Origin of the sequence: Azospirillum sp. INR13, assembly GCF_015390205.1 — a bacterium.
GTDB lineage: Bacteria > Pseudomonadota > Alphaproteobacteria > Azospirillales > Azospirillaceae > Azospirillum.
The window spans coordinates 51,036-72,747 of record NZ_VUOI01000008.1 but is presented as its reverse complement, the minus strand read 5'-3'; the positions used below and the strand labels follow the sequence as shown (position 1 = coordinate 72,747).

The following is a 21,712-nucleotide window of genomic DNA, read 5'->3' as shown; positions in this document are numbered from 1 at the left end:
CTACCCCCGCGGATCCTTGAAACTCGACGGCGGGGTTTCGGCCACCGCGGCGCGGCCGGGGTCGCGCTTCTGGGTTTCCAGCAGGATGTCGCGGGCGATCGGCGCCGCCGCGGTGGAGCCGCCGCCGCCATGCTCGACGAAGACGGCGCAGGCATAGCGCGGCGCCTGGACGGGCGCGAAGGCGACGAACAGGGCGTGGTCGCGTTCGCGCCAGGGCAGATCCTCGTTCTTCTTCACGCCGGTGGTGCGCTCCGCCATGGTGATGCGGCGGACCTGGGCGGAACCGGTCTTGCCGGCCATCTCGTACCCGACCTCGGTGATGCGCGACTTGAAGGCGGTGCCGTTCGGCGCGTTGGTCACCTCGTTCATGCCGCGCAGCACGATGTCGAGATTCTCCTTCTTCACGCCGATGCTGGGCCAGGCGGTCTGTTCGCCGCTGACGGTCTTGATCTGCTTGGTCAAATGCGGCTTGACCGCATAGCCGCCGTTGGCCAGCCGGCAGGTCATCACCGCCAGTTGCAGCGGCGTCGTCAGCACATAGCCCTGGCCGATGGAGGCGACCAGCGTCTCGCCCATGTCCCAGCCCTTGCCCAGGGTCGCCTTCTTCCAGGCGATGGACGGCATCAGCCCGGCGCGCTCGTGCGGCAGGTCGATGCCGGTGCGGGCGCCCAGGCCGAAGCGGTTGGACATCTCGGAAATGCGGTCGATGCCGATGCGCCGCGACACGTCGTAGAAGAACACGTCGCAGGAATGGCGCAGCGCCCCGACGAAATCGACCGTACCGTGGCCGCCGCGCTTCCAGCAGTGGAAGCGATGGTCGCCCAGTTCCATGTGGCCGGGGCAGAAGACGGTGTGCCGGCTGCTGACGATCCCCGATTCGAGTGCCGCCAGCGCCGCCATCATCTTGAAGGTGGAGCCCGGCGGATACTGGCCGACCACCGCCTTGTTGTTCAGCGGCGTCGCCTGGTTGGACAGCAGCTCCTCCCACAGCTCGGCGCTGATGCCCATGGTGAACTGGTTGGGATCGTAGCTGGGGTGGGAACTCAGCGCATAGATGCCGCCGGTGTGAACGTCCATCACCACCGCCGACGCGCTGACCTCCTTCGACAGGCGTTCCTGCACGAAGCGCTGCAGCGCCATGTCGATGGTCAGCTGGATCTCGCGGCCCGACTGCCCCTCGTCGCGCGACAGCTCGCGGATGACGCGGCCGACAGCGTTGACCTCCAGCTGGCTGGTGCCGGCGGTGCCGCGCAGAACCTTCTCGTGGAACTTCTCGATGCCGGCCTTGCCGATGCGGAAGCCGGGCAGGGACAGCACCGGATCGCTGTTGCCGCTCAACTCCGCTTCCGAAACCGCGCCGACATAGCCCAGGATATGGGCGGTGGCCTCCGCCTGCGGGTAATGGCGCAGCTCGCCCACCTCGATCGACACGCCCGGCAGGTCGGGGGTGTTGGTCTCCAGCGTCGCCACCTGCTCCCAGGTCAGGTTCTCGCGCACGGTGACGGGGACGAAGCGGCGCTTGCGGTGCAGTTTCGCGCATCACACGGCGGCGGTCGCCATCGGTCAGCGGGACGATGCGGGAGATCTTGTCGAGCGTCTCCTGGATGTTGTGGGTGCGCTCCGACACGACGACGACCCGGTAGTTCTGCTCGTTCACCGCCAGCGGCACGCCGAACCGGTCGACGATGTTGCCGCGCGACGGGGCGATCAGCCGCAGGCTGATGCGGTTCTCCTCCGCCAGCATGGTGTAGCGCGCGGATTCGACCACCTGCAGGTAATAGAGCCGACCGACCAGCGCGGACAGACCGGCCAGCTTGATGCCGCCCAGCACCAGGGCGCGGCGCGCCAGCAGGCGGGAACGGTCGGTGTCGCGATCGATCGAACTCATGAAACCGCCGGGACCCTTTACCCGTTCAAGAACGCGCGGTGGACGCGGATCAGCAGCCAGCCCACCGCAGGAAACACCGCCACCGTCAGCAGGCCCTGGAACAGCGCCGGCAGGATCGACAGCGCGGCCGCATCCAGTGCCGTGAAAGCCAGCCATTGCAGAACCACGGCACCGGCCATCACCAGGGTGAAGCCGAACCACAGCAACGCGAAGGTGCTGGCCAGGAACACCCGGCGCTGGTTCAGGACCGCCCACTGCGCCACGATCAGCAGCAAGGCATTGACGCCCAGCGGCCCGCCGATCAGGAAATCCTGCAGCAGCCCGATCAGAAAGGCCACCCCCGGACGCATCAGGTCAGGCCTGTGGATCGTCCAGTAATAGACGGAAACCAGCGTCAGGTTCGGCGCCACCGGGGCGTAGCCCGGCACCGGCACCGGAATCATGCCGACCAGAACCATCATGACGGTAACGGCGAAGGGTGCCAGATTGCGCCCGGCCTTATCGACCCGTTGCCAGAACGTTGCCGTCATACCGGCGGCCTTCCCGCCGGGGCGCTGTCGGACCGGCTCACTTCCACTCCGGCGACGGGTCCAGGTCGGTGCCGGGCAATCCGAAATCCACCAGGCGCAGATGTTCGATCCGCGACAGGTCGGCGCTGGGCAGCACGCGCACGCCACGCTCGCTGACCGCGGTCACCACGCCGACCGGCAGGCCGGACGGGAACAGGCCGCCGTCGCCCGAGGTCACCACCTGCTCGCCCACCTGGATCGGCGACTCCGGCGGCAGATAAAGAAGCTTGGCCTGGTCGGAATTGTCCCCGGCCAGGATGGCGCGCTGACGCGTGTTGGCCAGGATTACCGGGACACGGGCGTTGATGTCGGTCAGCAGCAGGATGCGGGACGACCATTCGCCGACTTCGATCACCCGGCCGACCAGACCGGCGCCGGCCAGCGCAGCCTGTCCCTTGCGCACCCCGTCGCGCTTGCCGGCGGTCACCACAAGCGTGCGGACGAAGGAACTGCCGGGGGGTCGCGATGACGCGGGCGGCGATGTAGGTGAGAGAGGGGTCCGGACGGACGCGCAGCAGGCTGCGCAGGCTGCTGTTTTCCGCCTCCAGCCGCAAAGCCGCCTGCTTCCACTGCAGAAGCCGGGCGTTCTCGGCCTTCAGGCGCTGGTTCTCGTCGAAGGCGTTCTCAAGCTCGACCACCGACTCGACCACGCGCGCCGCGGTCGCGGCGGGGCGGGAGATCGCGTCGAGGATCGGGGCGAAGGCGTCGGTCATGCGGGCGCGGGCGCTGTCCACCGATACGGACTCGATCTTGCCGACCATCATCAACGCGATGGAGGCAAGGACAAGCAGGAGGAAGGAGAAACGCTGCGCGAGAGCCCGCAAAGGCGCGGCAAGGCGGATGACGGAGCCGGATGAGCGTGACTTCACAGGAAATTCCCGTCCAGATACGCGGTCCGTCTCCGGCCCTCACCGCCCGGGGTTGGGCGACGGGCCGGAGGCCTTCCAATCAGGGATACACCAATCAGTAAGCGCTGACCAAGACGTTTCGCAGCGTCTTCATCTCCTCCAGCGCGCGGCCGGTGCCGAGCGCCACGCAGGAGAGGGGATCGTCGGCGATCGACACCGGCAGGCCGGTGGCGTGGCGCAGGACGAAGTCCAGGTTGCCCAGCAGGGCGCCGCCGCCGGTCAGCACGATGCCCTTGTCGACGATGTCGGCAGCCAGTTCCGGAGCGGTGTGTTCCAGCGCCACCTTCACCGCCTCGACGATGGCCGACACGGGCTCGGCCAGCGACTCGGCGATCTGCCGTTCGGAGATGATCAGTTCCTTGGGCACGCCGTTCATCAGGTCGCGGCCCTTGATTTCGAGGATGCGGCCCTCGCCGTCCTCGGGCGGGCAGGCGGAGCCGATTTCCTTCTTGATCCGCTCGGCCGAGCCTTCGCCGACCAGCAGATTGTGGCTGCGACGGATGTAGCCGATGATGGCCTCGTCCATCTTGTCGCCGCCGACGCGGACCGACCGCGAATAGACGATGCCGCCCAGCGACAGCACGGCCACCTCGGTGGTGCCGCCGCCGATGTCGACGACCATCGAGCCCGTCGGTTCCGTCACCGGAAGCCCGGCGCCGATCGCGGCGGCCATCGGCTCCTCGATCAGGAAGACGCGGCGGGCGCCTGCGGCCTCCGCCGATTCCTGGATCGCCCGGCGTTCCACCGCGGTCGAGCCCGACGGCACGCAGATGATGACCTGCGGGCTGGCGAAGCTGCGGCGGTTGTGAACCTTGCGGATGAAATGCTTGATCATTTCCTCCGCGACTTCGAAATCGGCGATGACGCCGTCGCGAAGCGGCCGGATGGCCTGGATGTTGCCGGGGGTTCGGCCGAGCATCATCTTCGCCTCGTCACCGACGGCGAGGACCTGCTTCTTGCCGCGCACGTTGGCGATGGCGACGACGGACGGTTCGTTCAGGACGATGCCGCGGCCCTTGACATAGACCAGGGTGTTGGCCGTGCCCAGATCGATCGCCATGTCGGCGGACAGAACGCCCAGCAGTTTGGAGAGCATGGAGCTGACGAACTCTATCAAAGCGGTTGAGACGGCCGAGCCGGCGGCGACTGGCATAGCATGCCCGCCGACGGTTCCATAGTCGAATGCGTCCGCACGCTCAAGCGGAGAGTGCGCCCGGCAGGCCTGACCCGTGTCGCGAAAGCAGGTTCCGGTTGGCCGGTGCCCGCCGCTCTTGCGGTGTCTGGTGAAGGCAAAACTGGCGGATCAGGGTTAATTTTCCGTCAACGGCCGAACTCTTGAGATCGGCCCTTGCGGTAAATGCCGTCCCGATCCGCCGATAGCCATTCGGCCGGTGTGGCGGTTCAGTGTCTAGTCCGAACCATGGTGTGCCGCAATGGGCAATTGCCCGCCTGTCCGGCAGGGTGGTCAGTGATGCCCGGCCTCGGGATTGCCCGTCGGCTTTGCCGCATGGGCGTGGTGTCCCTCCAGCCGGTCCATGCAGGCCAGCAGAACGCCCGACACCACGAAGGTCATGTGGATGATCACCAGCCACATCAGCTCCTCCTGCGAGGTCTGGGACAGATTCATGAAGGCCTTCAGCAGATGAATGCCGGAAATGGCGACGATGGAGGCGATCAGCTTCAGCTTCAGCCCACCGAAATCGACCTTGCCCATCCAATCCGGACGATCTTCGTGATTGGCCACGTCGATCTTCGAGACGAAGTTCTCGTAGCCGGCGAAGATCACCATCAGCAGAAGATTTCCGGCGAAGGACAGGTCGATCAGCGTCAGCACGGCCAGCAGCACGTCCTTCTCGCTCATGTCCAGCACATGCGGAACGATGTGCAGGATTTCCTGGGTGAACTTCACCAGCAGGAGCACCAGCGAGACCACGAGCCCGAGATAGAAGGGGGCGAGCAGCCAGCGGCTGGCGAAGATGATCTGTTCGAAGCGGCGTTCGATCATGGCGGGTTCGGCACGTCGTTGATTAGGGAAGTCGCGGAGACGGCGGATGTGTCGCAATGCTGCGCCGCAAAATCAATCGGACATTTCATTCGTCGTGCCGAGGGCGGGGAACCTCCATTCGTCATAGGCATTGTCATCGTATCGTAACGTCGAGGCGCTATGGTCGCGGCTTTGGATGAGACCGCCGGGAAGGGTTTGCCGACCATGAAGACCTCCGCTCCACACATCGTGTCCGCGTTCGAGGACGCGCTGAAGCGGATGAAATCCGCCATCGTGCAGATGGCCGGCGCTGCGGAGACGCAGATCGACCAGGCACTGACCTGCCTGGCCCAGCGCAACCCCGATCTGGCGCGGGAAATCGTCGAGTCGGACGCGCGACTCGACTCGTTCGAGCATGACATCGAAGCGCACTGCATGCGCCTGCTGGCACTGCGCCAGCCGGTGGCCGACGACCTGCGCGAGGTCGTGGCGGCGCTGAAGATCGCCGGCAACCTGGAACGCATCGGCGACCATGCCGCCAACACCGCCAAGCGCGCGGTCGCCATCTTCAGCCTTGCGGAATCGGCCTCTCTGTCGGGCCTGCCGCAGCTCGGGCGGCTGGTGCGCGAGCGGCTCAGCGCCGTGGTCGACGCCTATGTCGACAGCGACAGCGAGGCGGCACTGCGCATCTGGCGCACCGACGATGAGGTGGACGCGCTCTACACCAGCCTCGTTGCGGAGGTGGAACGGTCCGCCCTGGCGGCACCGGACCAGTTCATGGCGCATATGCATCTGATGATGATCGCGAAGAACCTGGAGCGCATCGGCGACCACGCCACCAACATCGCCGAGGTCGTGCATTTCGTCAGCACCGGCCAGACCCTGCTGGACGAGCGTCCAAAGGCCGACCATTCCTATGATCCGGTGAGCTGAGGCCCTGATCCGAGACAAGGGGGCGTCACCGCAAGGCATAAGGCGATCGTTCGGCCTGGAACCGGGCCGATGGGGGATAGCATTTCCGTTGCGGAGCGATCACGTTAACGGGATGCCGTTCCCACCCGCAGACGAGACAAACCCTCCCTGATGACCGACGACCTGATCCGCCTCTATGCCGCCATCCTCGACCGCCAGCAAATGGACCCGGCGCAGTCCAAGACCGCCCGTCTGATCGCCGCCGGTCCGAAGAAGATCGCCAAGAAGGTGGGCGAGGAAGCGGTCGAGGTGGCGCTGGATGCGATGAACGAGGATCGCCAGGGGGTCATCAACGAAAGTGCCGACCTGCTGTACAACCTGTCGGTCCTCTGGGCGACGCTGAACATCCACCCGGACGACGTGTTCGCCGAAATCCGCCGGCGCGAAGCGCTTTACGGCATCGCCGAGAAACTGCCGAAGGTGGTCGCCGAGCGTTGAGCGGGGCTGTCGGGGACATCGACGTCGACACCTCCTGTCCTCAAGCCGCTCCCAAACCCTCCAGCAACGGCAGCCTCCGCTGCACGAAAGCCGCATGCCGGCGCGTCAGTTCAGTCCGGCTGGCCTCATCCCCCTCGCACCGCTCGCCGTCGCGGCCAAGCGTGATACCGTCGGCGGACAGATGGCGCCAGGCGAAGGCTGCGGGGTCCTCACCCAGCCGGGCGGCCAGCAGGAACAGCGCCTCGATCCGCGATACCGGCACCCCGGCGCCCAGCAGCGGGGAGGCGAGCTGCCCCGGCGTATCGCCAAAGCGGTGGCGTTGCAGAACGGCGGCGTTGAAGCGCTCGCTCGAAGCTTTACGTTCCGCAAATCCGTCTTCGGGCATGATCGGCGCCGCCAGAGTCAGGCTCGTCAGCAGGACCAGCGCGCGCAGCACGGCATCCTCCCCTTGCGCCGCCAGGGCCGGCCGGGCGAGCAGCGCGTCGAGGCTCTGCGGCTCCTCGGCCAGCGCCTCGCCCAGCGGCTGGTAGAGCGCCTGCGGGAAGGGCAGGCGGCCGATGGGGGTGGAGGCGACTTCCGGCAAATCGTCGGCGGCCACCAACAGCGCGAACCGGGTCTCACCCAACAGCGCGCGCCGCTCCGCCGGTCCCAGCCGCTCGCCGCCCTTCACGAACAGGTCGCGGCGGAAGCTGCGGTTGGTCATCACGTCGCGCAGGGTCTCGGCCTGGGCCGGATCGCGCGCCTCATCCGCCAGCGCCTGCTTCGCGGGGGACAGGCTGAGATCGTGCAACTGCTCCATCGGCACGGCAGCGCCGGCGAACTCCAGCTTGGCGGCCGCCAGCTCGCGCGCCACGTCGGCATGGTAGAAGGCCGTCCAGTCGCCGTTCAGATATTCGTGGGCGATGTAGTTCGGCGACTTGTGGCGCAGCTGCTCGATCCGCTCCACCACGCCGTCGGTGGCGCCGAACCAGCCGCCGCCCCGGGCGGCCATCCGCGAGGCGAACTCGACCGCCCGCGCGATGCGGTCGGGCAGGGGGCCATCGCCGTCGGCGCAGCGCTCCACCAGCAGGCGGCGCAACGGCATATGGGCCAACGTGCCGGGGAGGGCGTTGTAGCTGACGAACACAACGCCACCCGGTGCCAGTCGGCGGCGCAGCGTGTCGAGCAGGATCGCCCGGTTCTCGGCGCTTACCCAGGACCAGACGCCGTGCAGGGCGACCACGTCCAGCATCGGCCCCTCGCGCCGGGCATAGTCGGCGAAGCTCTCCTCCAGGAAGTCGGCATTGTCGAGCCCGGCATCGTCGGCCAGCCGACGGACGCCGGCGATGTGGGAGGGGTTGAAGTCCATCGCCTCGAAACGTGCGGCCGGATGGGCGCCGGCCAGCAGCGCACTGGTCAGCCCGTGGCCGCATCCCGGTTCCGCCATGGTGAAGCAGCCGCGGCGCAGCGCCTCGGGCGGACGCCAACCGCGCAGCGTCAGGGCCAAGCTGAGCAGGGCCGGCGACCAGTCGCGATAGACGGCGCGGATATAGTCGATGCCGCCGACATAGCCTTCCGTCCAGCCGCCCATTCCCGATCTCCCGTTTCGATGCCCATTGTCGACAGCGCCGGTGTAGCCGCCGTGGGTGGAGTCCGGCCACCGAAAAGCGCGCGCCAAAAAATTCACATGGGGTGCGATTTTGCTATCGACAGGCCAAAAGCCCTTCGCTATAAACCGCGCCACACCGGCCGGGACAACGGCTTGGCCGGGGCGATGAACAGTCGGCTGTTTCAGCCAAGTTCGCCGCAGCAAGAGATGGGCGCATAGCTCAGTTGGTAGAGCAGCTGACTCTTAATCAGCGGGTCCAAGGTTCGAGTCCTTGTGCGCCCACCATCTCTTGAGCATTTCCTACGGATGGGCGCATAGCTCAGTTGGTAGAGCAGCTGACTCTTAATCAGCGGGTCCAAGGTTCGAGTCCTTGTGCGCCCACCATCCATAAGGGGCTGGAACCGAGCAGGTTCCGGCCCCTTTCCAGTTTTGGGCTTCTGTTTGGGAGCGGTCGTGGCGTCTCGTGTGATGCCCCCTCCCTAACCTTCCCCCACCTTCGGTGGGAGAGGGAACTCCGCCGCTTTCGCGGTTACTTTACGCCGACAAGCGTCCTGCCCCCTCTCCCGCGATCGGACCGGCCTTTGGCCGGCCGAGGGCGGGGGAGGGATGGGGAGGGGGCAGCCGGCTGCCGAACCCTCACCCTTGCACCTGCGCCAGGAAATCCGCGGTCACCCGGTCCATCGTCGCCAGATGGGTGTGGAACCAGTCCGGGAAATGCTCGGTGACGTACAGGCGGGCGCGGTCCTCCTTGCCCTCGGCCAACTCCGCTTCGATGGTCGCGACCACCTTCAGGACGCGGGCATGTTCGTCCTTGTGGCAATGCAGGGCGAAGAAGCCGTGCTGCGTCATCAGCGCGTTCTCGCGGGCAAAATGCTCGCGCAGATGCTTGGCGAAGGCGGCGAAGGGAGCCTGCAGTTCGCCGGCCGGCGCATCGCAGGCGGCCTGCAGCAGGGCGACGGAATCGACATGGTCGCGGTCCATGACCGCATAGCCGAGCATGGGGACATCGCTGGTGGGGTCGGCGGCGGGGGTGGTGGTCGCAAGCATGGTGGGGCTTCCTGAAACGAAGATGGCCTTCGGAGACGACGCTCCGAAGGCCACCATACCCGCACTGTCGTCATGGTCTCTTGACGGCGGTCAAGACACCCGGATCGTCAGCCTTTCGCCTCGCCGGCCTCCAACTCGTCGATGAAGCCGCGGATGACGCCGAGGCCCTTCTGCCAGAAGGCCGGGTCGGAGGCATCCAGCCCGAAGGGAGCCAGCAGTTCCTTGTGGCGCAGCGTGCCACCGGCCGACAGCATCGCCAGATACTTCTCGGCGAAGCCCTTCTCCGCGTCCTGGTAGACCGCGTAGAGCGAGTTCACCAGGCAGTCGCCGAAGGCATAGGCGTAGACGTAGAAGGGCGAATGGATGAAGTGGGGGATGTAGGACCAGTAGTGCCGGTATCCCTCGTCGAAACGAAGCGCCGGGCCGAGGCTTTCGGTCTGCACCGCCATCCAGATCTCGCCGATGCGGTCCGAGGTGAGCTCGCCCTCGCGCCGTTCGGTGTGGACGCGGCGTTCGAAATCGAAGAAGGCGATCTGGCGGACCACCGTGTTCAGCATGTCCTCGACCTTGCCGGCCAGCATGATGCGGCGGCGCTTCGGGTCGGTCTCCGCCGCCAGCAGGGCGCGGAAGGTCAGCATCTCGCCGAACACCGATGCCGTTTCCGCCAGCGTCAGCGGGGTGTCGGACAGGAAGTGCCCCTGCTTGCCGGCCAGGATCTGGTGGACGCCATGGCCCAGCTCATGGGCCAGCGTCATCACGTCGCGGGTCTTGCCCTGGTAGTTGACCAGCAGATAGGGGTGGACGCTGGGCACGGTCGGATGGGCGAAGGCGCCCGGCGCCTTGCCGGGACGAACCGGGGCGTCGATCCAGGGATTGTCGAAGAAGCGTTTTCCCAGGCCGGCGAGGTCGGGGGAGAAGCGGCCATAGGCGCCGAGCACGATGTCGCGCGCCTCCTCCCACGGGATGCTGCGGTCGGCATCCTCGGGCAGGGGGGCATTGCGGTCCCAATAGTCCAGACGGTCCTGGCCGAACCACTTGGCCTTCATCGCGTAATAGCGGTGGGACAGGTCCGGATAGGCGCCCTTGACGGCGGAGACCAGCGCATCGACGACCTCGTCCTCGACCCGGTTGGACAGGTTGCGGGCGGAGGTCGGCGTCGGGTAGTTGCGCCAGTCGTCCTCGATTTCCTTGTCCTTGGCCAGCGTGTTGGTGACCAGCGCGAACAGCCGCGCATTCTCGCCCAGCACCTTGCCCACAACCTCGCCGGCCTCGCGGCGGATCGCGGGGTTGCGGTCGGACAGGCGGTTCAGCGCCTCCGCACAGGTGAGCTCCTTCCCGCCCATGGGGAAACGCAGGCTGGCGATGGTCTCGTCGAACAGGCGGTTCCAGGCGGCGCGGCCGACGACATGCTTTTCGTGCAGCAGCCGCTCGATCTCGTCGGACAGCTGGTGGTCGCGGTAGAGGCGGACGTCGCGTAGCCACGGCTCGTAATGGCGCAGCGCCGGGGACGCCGTCTGTATGGCCGCCAGATCGGCCTCGTCCAGCCGGTTGATCTCCAGCGTGAAGAAGATCAGGTGGGCGGAGATGTCGTTCACCCGCTCCTGCGCCGACTGGTAGAACTTGGCGATGGTCGGGTCGACCATGTTGCCGTTGTAGACCAGTCCGGCATAGGACATGACGCGCGACAGCGTCTCGTCGATGTCCTCGTAGCTGCGGATCGCCGCGGCCAGTTCGTCGCCCTTCAGCGTGACCAGCTTGCCGGCGTAGCGTTCGCGGAAGGCCTTGCACTCCCGCTCCATCCGGTCGAGGTCGGCCTTCAGCTCCGGCGACTCCATGCCGGGATAGAGGTCGCTCAGGTCCCAGGTGGGAAGCGCACCCAGTTCGGGGGTGTCGTTTGCGGCCATGGCGGCGCTGCTGGTCATCGAATCCCTCCAGAGATTGGTTGGATCCATATAAGCGCGCACGCGCCGCGGGCAAAGTCCTCATGCGGGGTCCTGCAGCGCCCGCCGGCCGGCGCGCAGGACGGCACGCGACAGCCCGGCCAGCGCCGTTCCGGCGATGCGGCTCTGCTGCCAATGGAGCGGCACGTCCAGCGGCCGGCCGGGTACCAGCTCCACCAACCGGCCGGCAGCGAGATGGTCGGCGACCAGCGGGTCCGGGTTCATCCCCCATCCCAGCCCGGCCAGCGCCCCGTCGACGAAGGCGTGGGTGGAGGGCAGCCAGTGGGTGGGCGGAGTCGGCGTTTGCGAATCGTGGTCGCCCAGCACCAGACGCAGCCATTGCGTTTGCAGCCGGTCCTTGCGGTTGAAGGTCAGGCAGGGCGCGCGGGCCAGGGCGTCGGCTGTCACGCCGTCCGGAAAATGGCGGCGCATGTAGTCGGGGCTTGCGGTGGCGCGGTAGCGCAGCGCGCCCAGCGGATGGCTGTCGCAGCCGGGAACCGGCGCCGGGCTGGCGGTGACGGCGGCCAGCACCTCGCCCTTGCGCAGCCATTCGGCGCTGTGGTCCTGGTCGTCCAGAACCAGATCGAACAGGCAATCGGGCAAGTCTGCCATCGCCGCGACGAACCAGGTGGCGAGGCTGTCGGCGTTCACCGCGATGCGCAGGGTGGCCGGCCCCTCCGCCGGGATCAGGCCGGGCAGGGCACCGCGCAGTTCGCTTTCCAGCAGGGCCACCTGCTCCACATGCTGGCACAGGCGCTGGCCGGCGGCGGTCCCGGTGCAGGGCTGGCCGCGTACCACCAGGACGCTGCCCAGCCGTTCCTCCAGCAGCTTGACCCGCTGCGACACCGCCGATGGCGTGACGTGCAATTGCTGCGCGGCGCGTTCGAAGCTGCCGGTGCGGATCACCGCGGCCAGAGCGGTCAGCAGCGGATAGTCCAGCATGGATTAGCTCTGCTTAATCGGATCAAGGAGGATTAAGTACGGCAAAGGGAGATCAGATGGTAGCGGATTGGCGTCCACCGACTCCGGAACCGTGCCATGACCGATCCCTTCGCCGCTTCGATGGTCTCCTCCGCCCTCGTGACCGCCTTCCTGCCGGGCCTGTTCCTGGGGTTCAGCCTGATCGTCGCCATCGGCGCACAGAATGCCTTCGTGCTGCGCCAGGGCTTGCGCAACGAACATGTGCTGGCGATCTGCGCCACCTGCGCCGTTTCCGACGCGGTGCTGATCCTGGTCGGCGTCAGCGGATTTGCCACGGCCGGCGCGCGCTGGCCGTGGCTGGAACCGCTGATGCGTTATGCCGGCGCCGCGTTCCTGCTGGTCTATGGGCTGCGCAGCGCCCGTTCCGCCCTGCGCAACGGGACCGGGCTGACCCCGGCGGACCGGGAGCCGGCGGGCCTGCTGCCTGCGCTGCTGACCTGTCTGGCGCTGACCTGGCTGAACCCGCATGTCTACCTGGACACGGTGGTGCTGGTCGGCTCCGTCTCCGCCCGCTTCGCCGAGGCGCGGGAGGCCTTCGCGCTGGGGGCGATGACGGCGTCCTTCCTGTTCTTCTTCGCGCTCGGCTATGGCGCCCGCCTGCTGCGCCCGCTGTTCGCCCGGCCGGCGTCCTGGCGGGTGATGGACGGCGTCATAGCCCTGGTGATGTGGGCCATCGCGGCCGGATTGCTGATCGGCTAGGGGCGGGCGAACAGGGCTTCGTCCTCGCAGAACAGCAGCGAGCGGTGAAGCGCGGTTCCTGCGATCGTGCCGGCGCCGACGGCCAGCGCCACCGATCCCGCCGCCCGTGCCGCGTCGCCGCAGGCGAAGACGCCGGGGACACTCGTCTCCTGCATCGCATCGACCCGGATGTGGGTGCCGAGCGGCCCGTCCTCCGTCGCGCATCCCAACTGTTCGGCCAGCGGACTTGCGATGCGGCTTCTCGGCAGCACGAACAGGCCGGCGAAAGGTAGAATCCGCCCATCGTCAAGCACGACCTCCGCCGGATCGCCGCCGATCCCGGTGATGAGGCTGGTCTCGACGGCAACCCCGCGCCGGGCCAGATGGGCCGACTGGTCGGCGTCGGGCACGAACGCCCCGTTCAGGAGCAGTGTCGTCGGTCCCCAATCCGGCAGCATCAACGCATGGTGCATGGATTGCCCGGATACGGCGACGACGCCGATCCGGCCCTGCTCCAGCTCGTAGCCGTGACAGTAGGGGCAGTGGAAGACGGAGCGGCCCCATCGTTCCTTCAAGCCGGGAATCGCCGGCAACTCGTCGACCACACCGATGGCGAGCAGCAGCCGGCGCCCCCGGTGGGCGATCCCATCCGAATCGGTGATCCGAACTCCCTCCGCTGTCCGCGCGGCATTCTCGGCCCTGCCGGTCTTCCAGGTGACGGTCGGGTAGCGCATCAGCTGGTCGCGGGCCTCGGCGGCAATGTCTCCCGGCGGACGACCGTCCTGGCCGAGAAAACCATGGGAGTGGGAGGCGAAGCGGTTGCGCCGCACCCCCTCGTCGATTACCAGCACCCGGCGTCGGGCGCGGGCCAACTGCAGCGCCGCCGCGATTCCGGCATAGCTGCCGCCAACGATGATGGCGTCGTAGGTCGTCGTGTCGTTTCCGTACATGACCGTGCCTTTCCTCGGATTGGCTGGGCGCGCCGTCCGCGCCCAGTCACGACACATGATAAGTTACATGAAAGGCGGCGGTCAATGTGCCATGTAACTTATGAAGTGGCCTGACTTGTCCGGCCGCCCGGCGCGCTACCGGAAGGAACCGATCACCGATGCGACAGGACAGCCGCCTTTCCCGCATGCTGCATGTGCTGATCCACATGGATCGGCATGACGGCGCCCTGACGTCGGAGGCGATTGCCGAGATGCTGAACACGAATCCGGTGGTCATCCGCCGCACCATGGCGGGGTTGCGCGACGCCGGCCATGTCCGGTCGGAAAAGGGCCATGGCGGCGGCTGGCGGCTGGCACGGCCGCTCGATGCGATCACCCTGCTCGATATCCATCGCGCATTGGGGAGCCGGGGATTTTCGCCATCGGCCCGACGGCGGACGAGCCGAGCTGTCTGGTGGAGCAGGCCGTGAATGCGGCCCTGGACGGAGCACTGCGCGAGGCGGAGGCGGTGCTCGTCCGCCATCTCGGCCAGGTGACGCTTGCCGACCTCGCCGCCGATTTCGACCGGCGCATGACGGCGCGGGGGACTTGCGGGGCCTAGAGCCTACGCCCTTTCGGTCGTCTCCCCCTCCTGCGCCCGGCGGATCGCCGCCTCCACGCATTGCAGGTGCAGCTTCTTGCGGGCGAGCTGGCGGGCGCGGCGCTCCTCCAGGTCGGTGGTCGCCATCGCTTCGATGCTGCAGCCGCGCCAGCCGTTGGCGTCCAGCGCGCGGGCGACCTCCGCATAGCCGAAATAGCCCTTCTCCGGCTGCTCCCACGGTGCGCGGAAATCGGCGCGGCGCAGGACGAAGCGGTTGGACTGGCTGCCGCCGCCGAGATTGGTGAGACGAGCCACGATCAGGCGCTCGCCGTTGCCGTGGACGACGGTCAGGATCGGGCGAATCCCGGTGATGGGTGGATCGATGGCCATGATCCATGCATAACGGTCCGTGGGCGTCCTGACCAGAGCGTCGCTGATCCAGATGCCGCCCGCCTGACTTGACGTGCCATCCCTCGCCCGAACGGAGACTCGCCGATGCGCCCCGTCCCGACTCTGCCGTCCGTTCTTCTCCCGCTCCTGCTGCTGAGCGTGCCGGCCGCGGCACAGCTGGCCCCCATGCAGCCCGCCTTCGCTCCGGCCGCGGCTCCGCTTGCTTGCGAAGCCTACTCCGCCGCCCCGATGATCGAGGCGCAGCTGTTCTTCGGCCGCAACATCGGTGCGGACGTCGGCGTCAGCGAGCGCGACTGGGCCGATTTCCTGGATGGCGAGGTGACGCCGCGCTTCCCCAACGGCCTGACCGTCATCGACGCCTCCGGCCATTGGCGGGACAGCGAGACCGGCCGGCTGATCCGGGAGCCGAGCAAGGTGCTGACCCTGCTGGCCGAAGGCGGACCGGCGACGCTGTCGCTCATCCGCGAAATCGTCGAATCGTACAAGGAGCGGTTCCACCAGCAGTCGGTCGGACTCGCCATAAGGCCGGTTTGCGTATCCTTTTGAATTTCAGCGTTCGGAGCGGCATTTCGCGAACGGGAAATGCGACAGCTCGCCGCACCCCCGACCTTCTGACATTTGCCTGCACTTATGCTTTTGTCGCAGATTGTGGAGGCTGCGGAACTGATCGTTTCGCGGCCGAGAGGAAATGCGCACCGAATAGTACCAAAATAGAACGAGGGACGCCCCGCCATGAGCCCGACCGCCAGCACCACGACTGCAGAGCTTTTCGACCGGATGCATGCCCGTTCCCTGTCGGACCCCGCCGGGTTCTGGGGCGAGGCGGCGAAGGACATTTCCTGGTTCAAGCCGTGGGACAAGGTGCTGGACGACAGCAACGCGCCCTTCTACCGCTGGTTCACCGGCGGGGAGCTGAACACCTGCTACAACGCGGTCGACCGCCATGTGGAAGACGGTCGCGGCGCGCAGGCGGCGATCATCTATGACAGCCCGGTCACCCAGACCGTCCAGACCATCACCTATGCCGAGCTGCAGGATCAGGTCGCCCGCTTCGCCGGCGCGCTGCGCGCCCAGGGCGTGGAGAAGGGCGACCGCGTCCTTCTCTACATGCCGATGATCCCGCAGTCGGTCGTCGCCATGCTGGCCTGCGCCCGCCTGGGCGCCGTCCATTCGGTGGTGTTCGGCGGCTTCGCCCGCACGAGCTGGCGACCCGCATCGACGACGCCAAGCCGAAGGCCATCGTCTCGGCCTCCTGCGGCATCGAGCCGAACCGCATCGTCAAGTACAAGCCGATGCTGGACTCCGCCATCGAACAGTCGGCCCACAAGCCCAGCAGCGTCATCGTCTGGCAGCGCCCGCAGGAGACCGCGACCCTGGTCGCCGGCCGCGACGTCGACTGGATGGAGGCCGTGGCGAAGGCAGAGCCGGCGGAATGCGTGCCCGTCAAGGCGACAGACCCGCTCTATATCCTCTACACCTCCGGCACGACCGGCCAGCCCAAGGGCGTGGTGCGCGACAACGGCGGCCATGCGGTGGCGCTGCGCTGGACCATGACCAACATCTACAACGTCAAGCCCGGCGAGGTGTATTGGGCGGCGTCGGATGTGGGCTGGGTCGTCGGCCATTCCTACATCGTCTATGCGCCGCTGCTGACCGGCTGCACCACCGTTGTGTTCGAAGGCAAGCCGGTCGGCACCCCCGATCCGGGCACCTTCTGGCGCGTGATCGAGCAGCACAAGGTCGGCACGCTGTTCACCGCCCCCACCGCCTTCCGCGCCATCAAGCGCGAGGATCCGGACGCCAATTACCTGAAGAAGTACGACCTGTCGCACTTCCGCGCCCTGTTCCTGGCCGGCGAGCGGTCGGACCCCGACACGCTGCACTGGGCCGAGGACAATCTGAACGTTCCGGTCATCGACCACTGGTGGCAGACCGAGACCGGCTGGGCGATTTCCGGCAATCCGCTGGGCGTGCACCTGTTCCCGATCAAATACGGCTCCGCCACCCGCCCGATGCCGGGCTGGGACGTGCGGGTGCTGAATGCCGAGCTGAAGGAGGTTCCGCGCGGCGACATCGGCGCCATCTGCGTCAAGCTGCCGCTGCCTCCGGGCACGCTGCCGACGCTGTGGAACGCCGACGAGCGCTTCAAGAAGTCCTACCTCGCCGATTACCCCGGCTATTACCAGACCGGCGACGCGGGCTTCATCGACGATGACGGCTATGTCTACGTCATGGCGCGCACCGACGACATCATCAACGTCGCCGGCCACCGCCTGTCCACCGGCGCCATGGAAGAGGTGCTGTCGAGCCACAAGGACGTCGCCGAATGCGCGGTGATCGGCGTGGCCGACGACCTGAAGGGTCAGGTGCCGCTGGGCTTCGTCTGCCTGAAGGCCGGCGTTACCCGTCCGCATGAGGAGATCGTCAAGGAGGTCGTCCAGCTGGTGCGCGAGCAGATCGGCCCGGTCGCCGACTTCAAGCGCGCCCTGGTGGTCGACCGCCTGCCGAAGACGCGGTCGGGCAAGATCCTGCGCGGCACCATGCAGAAGATCGCCGACAGCCAGGACTACAAGATGCCGGCGACCATCGACGATCCGGGCATCCTGCCGGAGATCGCCGACGCGCTGAAGACGCTGGGCTACGCCAAGACCAGCAGCACGCCGGCCTGATCGGGCGGACAGGGAAAAGGGCGGCTCTCGGGCCGCCCTTTCTCATCAGGCTGTGTCAGACGGATACGACCGACAAATTCTCCGGCTCCTCGCTGCCGAGGTCGAGCAGCGGCAGGAAGCTCGCCGGCTCCTGCGCGCCGGACAGCGCGTAGCGGCGGTTGAAGATGTAGCAGGGCACCGCCTGCAGCCCCATCTGGCGGGCCAGCGCGTCGGCGGCATGCACGGAAGCCGATTCGGCTTCGGTGGACAACTGGCGCCGCGTCTCGGCAAAATCCATGCCCAGCCCGGCGGCGACGCTGGCCAGCGCGTCCCGGTCGCCGATGTCCACGCCCTCGACGAAATAGGCGGCGAACAGCGCATCGGCCATCGCGTTGCCCAGCCCGTGGCGCCCGGCGATTCGGACCAGCCGGTGCGCGTCGAAGCTGTTGGGCGTGCGCTGGATGCGGTCGAGCGCCAGCGGCAGCCCGTCGCGTGCCGCCGTGTCCTCGACCACCCGGTGAATCTGCCGGGCGCGCTCCCCGCCGCCGAACTTCGCGGCCAGATAATCGTCGCGCGACATTCCCCCGCGCGGCATGTCCGGGTTCAGCTGGAACGGCTGCCAGCGGAGCTCCGGGCGCAGGCCGGGCCGTTGCATCAGCGCGCGGTCGAGCCGGCGCTTTCCGATGTAGCACCAGGGGCAGATCAGGTCGGCGAAGGTTTCGATCAGCATCCCGCCACTATCCGCGCCTCCCGGTTCCGCGGCAACCGCTTCTTCCATTCCTTCCGGAATGTGCAAAGGGCTCTGCAACCGTTTGTTAACCGAGTTGGACCGACAGTCCTCCGTGGTTCTCGCGGTCCCAAAGCGGCTGGCGGACATATCCCGGTGGACGATTCCCGATGAGCAATTCCTACGTCGACGGCAAGGTCCGCGAAGCGATCCTGGCGGCCAAGGGCAGCCGGATGAACGCGCAGAAGATCCTGATGGCCTGGGCCGTCGAGGACCCCGACCTGCTGCGCGGGATCGCCCAGCCCTTCCTGAAGGCCATCGCCGCCGCCGCCATCGAGCGTGCCGGCCGTCCGCCCAGCCGGAGCGCGGCCGCGCGTCCGGCCGCCGGCGGCGGGGCAGGGGGAGGGCGGACGTCCGCTTCCGGCCTCAGCCGCGATGCACTTGAAAACCTGCTGAACCAGCTTGGCCGCGACTCCGGAGAATCTGTGCCGCAACGCGGCGCCCCCGCCGGCAAGGCTGTGGCGGCTGCAAAGGGAGCCACCGTTCACGATGCACCGGCCGGCGGACCGACGCACGAGAAGGCGATGATGGCGATCGCCAAGGCCTTCGTCGCCAAGAAGGTGCGCTGAACGGCACGGAAAAGCCGAACGTTCAGGTCCCGTTGTTTGCCGTATAGGGCGTGGCGTCGTCGAACCAGCTCTTCCTGCGCGGCACGGTCCGGATGTCCGGCGGCGGGCTGGCGAGCGCCGTGTTGCCGTTGCGGTAGGGATCGGGAATGTGGTGGCACTCGACATCGGCCAGCGTGCGGTAGCAATAGACCCGCGAGCGGTCGACTTCCACCTTGTCCGGGCAATAGTCGCCGCTCTGCTCGAAGCTGATGATCGAACAGTCGCGGCCGGTCGCGGCCGACACCAGATGATCGCCGATGGTCTTCTTGGTGGCGTTCAGCGTCACCACATCCGCGCCGGCCACCGCCAGCCCGAGCGGGGAGGTGCAGCCGGCCAACGCCACAACCGGCCCTGCCACGGCAATGGCCAGCCAACCCCGCATCGACGCCGTCCGTCCCATGCCCATCGTCATCCGGCCCCTGTTGCCATGCGCGCACCGCTCCTGGTCCGCCGCATTCCGCAATTGCGCGCGACCGCGGTTAACAAGCGGTGAATTCACTCATACGGCTCGTCCTTGCGGCTCTCAGCGCGCCAGCGCACAGATGCGCGACCGGCACTGCACGACGACGAAGGCGTCCTTGTCCTCGCTGCAGCCGATCTTGAAGGTCGTCGATCCCTCGCGCCCGACCGTATAGCGCAGGACCTCGACCTTGGCCGGGGTGCAGTTGCCCATGGACTTGGCGATCTCCTTGGCCTCAGCCTGCGCGGCGGAGACGTTGGAGGCGGCCGGCGCCGGTTCCGCCGCCATGACGAGGCCGGCGGTCAGCAGAAGGGCGACGAGGCTGCGGCAGAATGAAGCATGGAACGGCATGGCTGGACTATCGCATGGGACGGCCCCTCTTCGGAAGAGGTGCCTCCGAAATGTCGCAGCGTGCGATTCCCGCCGCTCCGCCGCGGCGAAACTGCTATCCTGCAGACGCAACCGAAACACCGGCGGCCGATGGCCGGCCGCAGAAATCCACGGGCTGGGGAAACGCATGACTTCGAACGACCGGCGGCTCGGCGACCGCATCCTCGCCGCTCTCGAACTGGCGCTGGAACAAAAGCATCTGGACGTTGCCGAACATCTGGCCCGGGCACTGGAAGAAACACTGACCCGTTTCGGCGGACCCGATGCCGTCGACCACCGGGAACTGTCGGCCGGCATGATCCAGGCCTTCGACCTCCTGGAGGCTCTGCGCCGGGAAGCGCATCAACTGCCTTGAACAGGGTGGGGCGACGGCCAGGACCCGAGCGACCGGCTCGACATTAATTTTTTGCAATTTGGTGATTGACAGGCGGCCTCCCGGGCGACTACAAACCGCCCACCGAACGACGGGGGGCCTCAACGGTCCCGGTGAAAACAGCAGTCAGTTCAAAGCTTTGGCTTTGCGATTGGATGGTGTTCGAACCAAGTCGCTCAGCGCGGGTGTAGCTCAGTTGGTTAGAGCGCCGGCCTGTCACGCCGGAGGCCGCGGGTTCAAGTCCCGTCACTCGCGCCACTTTCCTTTTGAAAAATCTCTGACGTTCGCCAGTATGGCCCAAGGACTCGCAGATCGCGGGTCCTTTTTCGCATGCGAATAGTCTTTCCTTTGCCCGTTTTTAAAAACGTGGTATTACCAGGATCTACCGCAGGGACCGGCTTGTCCTTCCGCGTAGTGAAAAGCGATTCAAAGCGCTTTCCTTGCCCACGGTCTCGGCATATATTCCGGCCCGTCTGATGGGCTAATCCAAGGCATGGCTGCCACGGCTTTGCGCTTCCGCCGATTTCCGGCTGGAACGGCGCCCGTGGTCGTGGGCTTATGGGAGGAACGCGGTGTCGACTCCGCTGATCATTGAGTATCTTCCGATCCTGGTGTTTCTGCTGATCGGCATCGCGCTGGCCGCGGTGATGGTTGGGGCATCCTACGTCATCAGCCCGAAGAACCCGGACGCCGAGAAGGTCTCCCCCTACGAATGCGGCTTCGAGCCGTTCGAGGACGCGCGCACCAAGTTCGACGTGCGGTTCTATCTGGTCTCGATCCTGTTCATCATCTTCGACCTGGAAGTCGCCTTCCTGTTCCCGTGGGCGATCGCCCTCGGCGATATCGGGCTGTTCGGCTTCTGGTCGATGATGCTGTTCCTGGGCATCCTGACCATCGGCTTCATTTATGAGTGGAAGAAAGGAGCTCTGGAATGGGAGTAGAGGTCGCCAAGCCGCTGGCGCCGATTCCGCCCGGACCGGAACAGGACGCCTACATCCGCGCGGTCTCCGACGAGATCCAGGACAAGGGCTTCGTGCTGGCGAAGTACGAGGACGTGCTGGCCTGGGCCCGGACCGGCTCGCTGTGGCCGATGACCTTCGGTCTGGCCTGCTGCGCGGTGGAGATGATCCACGCCTATATGAGCCGGTATGACCTGGACCGTTTCGGCGTGATCCCGCGTCCCAGCCCGCGCCAGTCCGACTGCATGATCGTCGCCGGCACCCTGACCAACAAGATGGCCCCCGCGCTCCGCAAGGTCTACGACCAGATGCCGGAGCCGCGCTGGGTGATCTCCATGGGGTCCTGCGCCAACGGCGGCGGTTACTATCACTACTCCTACGCCGTGGTTCGTGGCTGCGACCGGATCGTTCCGGTCGACATCTATGTGCCCGGCTGCCCGCCGACGGCGGAGGCGCTGATCTACGGCATCCTCCAGCTCCAGAAGAAGATCAAGCGCGGCAACCGCATCGCCCGCTGACCACGGCGTACCGTTCCCGCCCGCAGCCATGCCGC

22 protein-coding genes, 3 tRNA genes and 3 pseudogenes are annotated in these 21,712 nt (G+C 66.9%); 14 read left to right on the top strand and 14 right to left on the bottom strand.

All coding sequences use genetic code 11. The annotated features are described in order from the left end of the window. The 3 genes and pseudogenes from mrdA to mreC all read right to left on the bottom strand — a co-directional run bounded on the left by mrdA (position 1) and on the right by mreC (position 2,884). Positions 1–1,888, bottom strand: a pseudogene (gene mrdA / locus F1643_RS08995) (penicillin-binding protein 2). Between the two features lie 17 nt (positions 1,889–1,905). After that, entirely contained in the window at positions 1,906–2,418 is a 513-nt protein-coding gene (gene mreD, locus F1643_RS08990) for a rod shape-determining protein MreD (protein WP_194912667.1), read from the bottom strand. A gap of 37 nt (positions 2,419–2,455) precedes the next feature. Then, complete coding sequence (gene mreC / locus F1643_RS24645) at positions 2,456–2,884, bottom strand: rod shape-determining protein MreC (RefSeq protein ID WP_370540541.1); 429 nt, start codon at positions 2,882–2,884, stop codon at positions 2,456–2,458. A gap of 7 nt (positions 2,885–2,891) precedes the next feature. On the opposite strand from mreC, the gene F1643_RS24640 reads away from it, so the two are divergent. Then, positions 2,892–3,314: a hypothetical protein gene (locus tag F1643_RS24640; RefSeq protein ID WP_370540540.1), complete on the top strand. Its 423-nt coding sequence runs from the start codon at positions 2,892–2,894 to the stop codon at positions 3,312–3,314. Positions 3,315–3,420: 106 nt separating this feature from the next. Here the strand turns inward: F1643_RS24640 and F1643_RS08980 are convergent, their stop codons facing one another. Beyond that, positions 3,421–4,461, bottom strand: coding sequence for a rod shape-determining protein (locus F1643_RS08980; RefSeq protein WP_012974729.1), 1,041 nt, complete (start codon positions 4,459–4,461; stop codon positions 3,421–3,423). 369 nt (positions 4,462–4,830) lie between these two features. Then, a complete protein-coding gene (locus tag F1643_RS08975) occupies positions 4,831–5,370 on the bottom strand; it encodes a TIGR00645 family protein (RefSeq protein WP_194912664.1) in 540 nt (179 codons plus the stop codon). Between the two features lie 204 nt (positions 5,371–5,574). Here F1643_RS08975 and phoU point away from each other — a divergent pair, with 204 nt between their 5' ends. Next, positions 5,575–6,282 carry a phosphate signaling complex protein PhoU gene (gene phoU, locus F1643_RS08970; RefSeq protein WP_149222123.1) on the top strand — a complete coding sequence of 236 codons (708 nt, stop codon included), beginning with the start codon at positions 5,575–5,577 and terminating at the stop codon, positions 6,280–6,282. Between the two features lie 150 nt (positions 6,283–6,432). Continuing rightward, entirely contained in the window at positions 6,433–6,759 is a 327-nt protein-coding gene (gene hisE, locus F1643_RS08965) for a phosphoribosyl-ATP diphosphatase (RefSeq protein ID WP_149222122.1), read from the top strand. A gap of 40 nt (positions 6,760–6,799) precedes the next feature. Here hisE and F1643_RS08960 read toward each other — a convergent pair whose 3' ends face one another. Continuing rightward, positions 6,800–8,329 carry a class I SAM-dependent methyltransferase gene (locus tag F1643_RS08960; RefSeq protein WP_194912661.1) on the bottom strand — a complete coding sequence of 510 codons (1,530 nt, stop codon included), beginning with the start codon at positions 8,327–8,329 and terminating at the stop codon, positions 6,800–6,802. 227 nt (positions 8,330–8,556) lie between these two features. On the opposite strand from F1643_RS08960, the gene F1643_RS08955 reads away from it, so the two are divergent. After that, positions 8,557–8,632 (top strand) — tRNA-Lys (locus F1643_RS08955). Positions 8,633–8,655: 23 nt separating this feature from the next. Then, positions 8,656–8,731: transfer RNA gene (locus F1643_RS08950), tRNA-Lys, on the top strand. A gap of 252 nt (positions 8,732–8,983) precedes the next feature. Here F1643_RS08950 and F1643_RS08945 read toward each other — a convergent pair. From F1643_RS08945 to F1643_RS08935, 3 genes are all read right to left on the bottom strand, one after another. Further along, the gene (locus F1643_RS08945; protein WP_194912660.1) at positions 8,984–9,394 is read right to left on the bottom strand and encodes a bacteriohemerythrin; all 411 of its coding nucleotides are present in this window, start codon (positions 9,392–9,394) and stop codon (positions 8,984–8,986) included. A 107-nt stretch (positions 9,395–9,501) separates the two neighbouring features. Continuing rightward, positions 9,502–11,316: a M3 family oligoendopeptidase gene (locus tag F1643_RS08940; RefSeq protein ID WP_194912658.1), complete on the bottom strand. Its 1,815-nt coding sequence runs from the start codon at positions 11,314–11,316 to the stop codon at positions 9,502–9,504. A gap of 60 nt (positions 11,317–11,376) precedes the next feature. Further along, positions 11,377–12,276 carry a LysR family transcriptional regulator ArgP gene (locus tag F1643_RS08935; protein ID WP_194912657.1) on the bottom strand — a complete coding sequence of 300 codons (900 nt, stop codon included), beginning with the start codon at positions 12,274–12,276 and terminating at the stop codon, positions 11,377–11,379. Positions 12,277–12,372: 96 nt separating this feature from the next. Here F1643_RS08935 and F1643_RS08930 point away from each other — a divergent pair, with 96 nt between their 5' ends. After that, positions 12,373–13,014 (top strand): LysE/ArgO family amino acid transporter, encoded by a 642-nt coding sequence (locus tag F1643_RS08930; protein ID WP_194912656.1) that lies wholly within the window; start codon positions 12,373–12,375, stop codon positions 13,012–13,014. Here the strand turns inward: F1643_RS08930 and F1643_RS08925 are convergent. Further along, positions 13,011–13,943, bottom strand: a complete 933-nt coding sequence (locus F1643_RS08925) for an NAD(P)/FAD-dependent oxidoreductase (protein WP_194912655.1) — start codon at positions 13,941–13,943, stop codon at positions 13,011–13,013. The two genes, F1643_RS08930 and F1643_RS08925, sit on opposite strands and share 4 nt — an antisense overlap. A gap of 158 nt (positions 13,944–14,101) precedes the next feature. Between F1643_RS08925 and F1643_RS08920 the strand changes: the two are divergent. Further along, positions 14,102–14,544 (top strand): annotated as a pseudogene (locus tag F1643_RS08920) (Rrf2 family transcriptional regulator). A 3-nt stretch (positions 14,545–14,547) separates the two neighbouring features. Here F1643_RS08920 and F1643_RS08915 read toward each other — a convergent pair. After that, a complete protein-coding gene (locus F1643_RS08915) occupies positions 14,548–14,913 on the bottom strand; it encodes a hypothetical protein (RefSeq protein ID WP_194912654.1) in 366 nt (121 codons plus the stop codon). A gap of 105 nt (positions 14,914–15,018) precedes the next feature. On the opposite strand from F1643_RS08915, the gene F1643_RS08910 reads away from it, so the two are divergent. Together F1643_RS08910 and F1643_RS08905 are read left to right on the top strand one after the other, a co-directional pair. Beyond that, on the top strand, positions 15,019–15,480 hold the full coding sequence (locus F1643_RS08910) for a DUF3574 domain-containing protein (RefSeq protein WP_194912653.1): 462 nt from the start codon (positions 15,019–15,021) through the stop codon (positions 15,478–15,480). A gap of 186 nt (positions 15,481–15,666) precedes the next feature. Next, positions 15,667–17,603 (top strand): annotated as a pseudogene (locus tag F1643_RS08905) (propionyl-CoA synthetase). A 55-nt stretch (positions 17,604–17,658) separates the two neighbouring features. Here the strand turns inward: F1643_RS08905 and F1643_RS08900 are convergent. Continuing rightward, positions 17,659–18,312 carry a DsbA family oxidoreductase gene (locus F1643_RS08900; protein ID WP_194912651.1) on the bottom strand — a complete coding sequence of 218 codons (654 nt, stop codon included), beginning with the start codon at positions 18,310–18,312 and terminating at the stop codon, positions 17,659–17,661. 167 nt (positions 18,313–18,479) lie between these two features. Between F1643_RS08900 and F1643_RS08895 the strand changes: the two genes are divergently transcribed. Then, positions 18,480–18,938, top strand: coding sequence for a hypothetical protein (locus F1643_RS08895; RefSeq protein WP_194912649.1), 459 nt, complete (start codon positions 18,480–18,482; stop codon positions 18,936–18,938). 22 nt (positions 18,939–18,960) lie between these two features. Here the strand turns inward: F1643_RS08895 and F1643_RS08890 are convergent, their stop codons facing one another. Both F1643_RS08890 and F1643_RS08885 read right to left on the bottom strand, forming a co-directional pair. Continuing rightward, positions 18,961–19,359 (bottom strand): hypothetical protein, encoded by a 399-nt coding sequence (locus F1643_RS08890; RefSeq protein ID WP_255542573.1) that lies wholly within the window; start codon positions 19,357–19,359, stop codon positions 18,961–18,963. Between the two features lie 141 nt (positions 19,360–19,500). Further along, entirely contained in the window at positions 19,501–19,788 is a 288-nt protein-coding gene (locus F1643_RS08885) for a hypothetical protein (protein ID WP_255542572.1), read from the bottom strand. 166 nt (positions 19,789–19,954) lie between these two features. Between F1643_RS08885 and F1643_RS08880 the strand changes: the two genes are divergently transcribed. The 4 genes from F1643_RS08880 (at position 19,955) to F1643_RS08865 (ending at position 21,677) form a co-directional block, all read left to right on the top strand. Then, positions 19,955–20,182, top strand: coding sequence for a hypothetical protein (locus F1643_RS08880; protein WP_194912648.1), 228 nt, complete (start codon positions 19,955–19,957; stop codon positions 20,180–20,182). A 199-nt stretch (positions 20,183–20,381) separates the two neighbouring features. After that, positions 20,382–20,458: transfer RNA gene (locus tag F1643_RS08875), tRNA-Asp, on the top strand. Positions 20,459–20,772: 314 nt separating this feature from the next. Then, positions 20,773–21,141, top strand: coding sequence for an NADH-quinone oxidoreductase subunit A (locus F1643_RS08870; RefSeq protein ID WP_014248419.1), 369 nt, complete (start codon positions 20,773–20,775; stop codon positions 21,139–21,141). Continuing rightward, the gene (locus tag F1643_RS08865) at positions 21,132–21,677 is read left to right on the top strand and encodes an NADH-quinone oxidoreductase subunit B family protein (RefSeq protein ID WP_194912647.1); all 546 of its coding nucleotides are present in this window, start codon (positions 21,132–21,134) and stop codon (positions 21,675–21,677) included. Before F1643_RS08870 ends, F1643_RS08865 begins: the two co-directional genes overlap by 10 nt. The last annotated feature ends 35 nt before the right edge of the window (positions 21,678–21,712 follow it).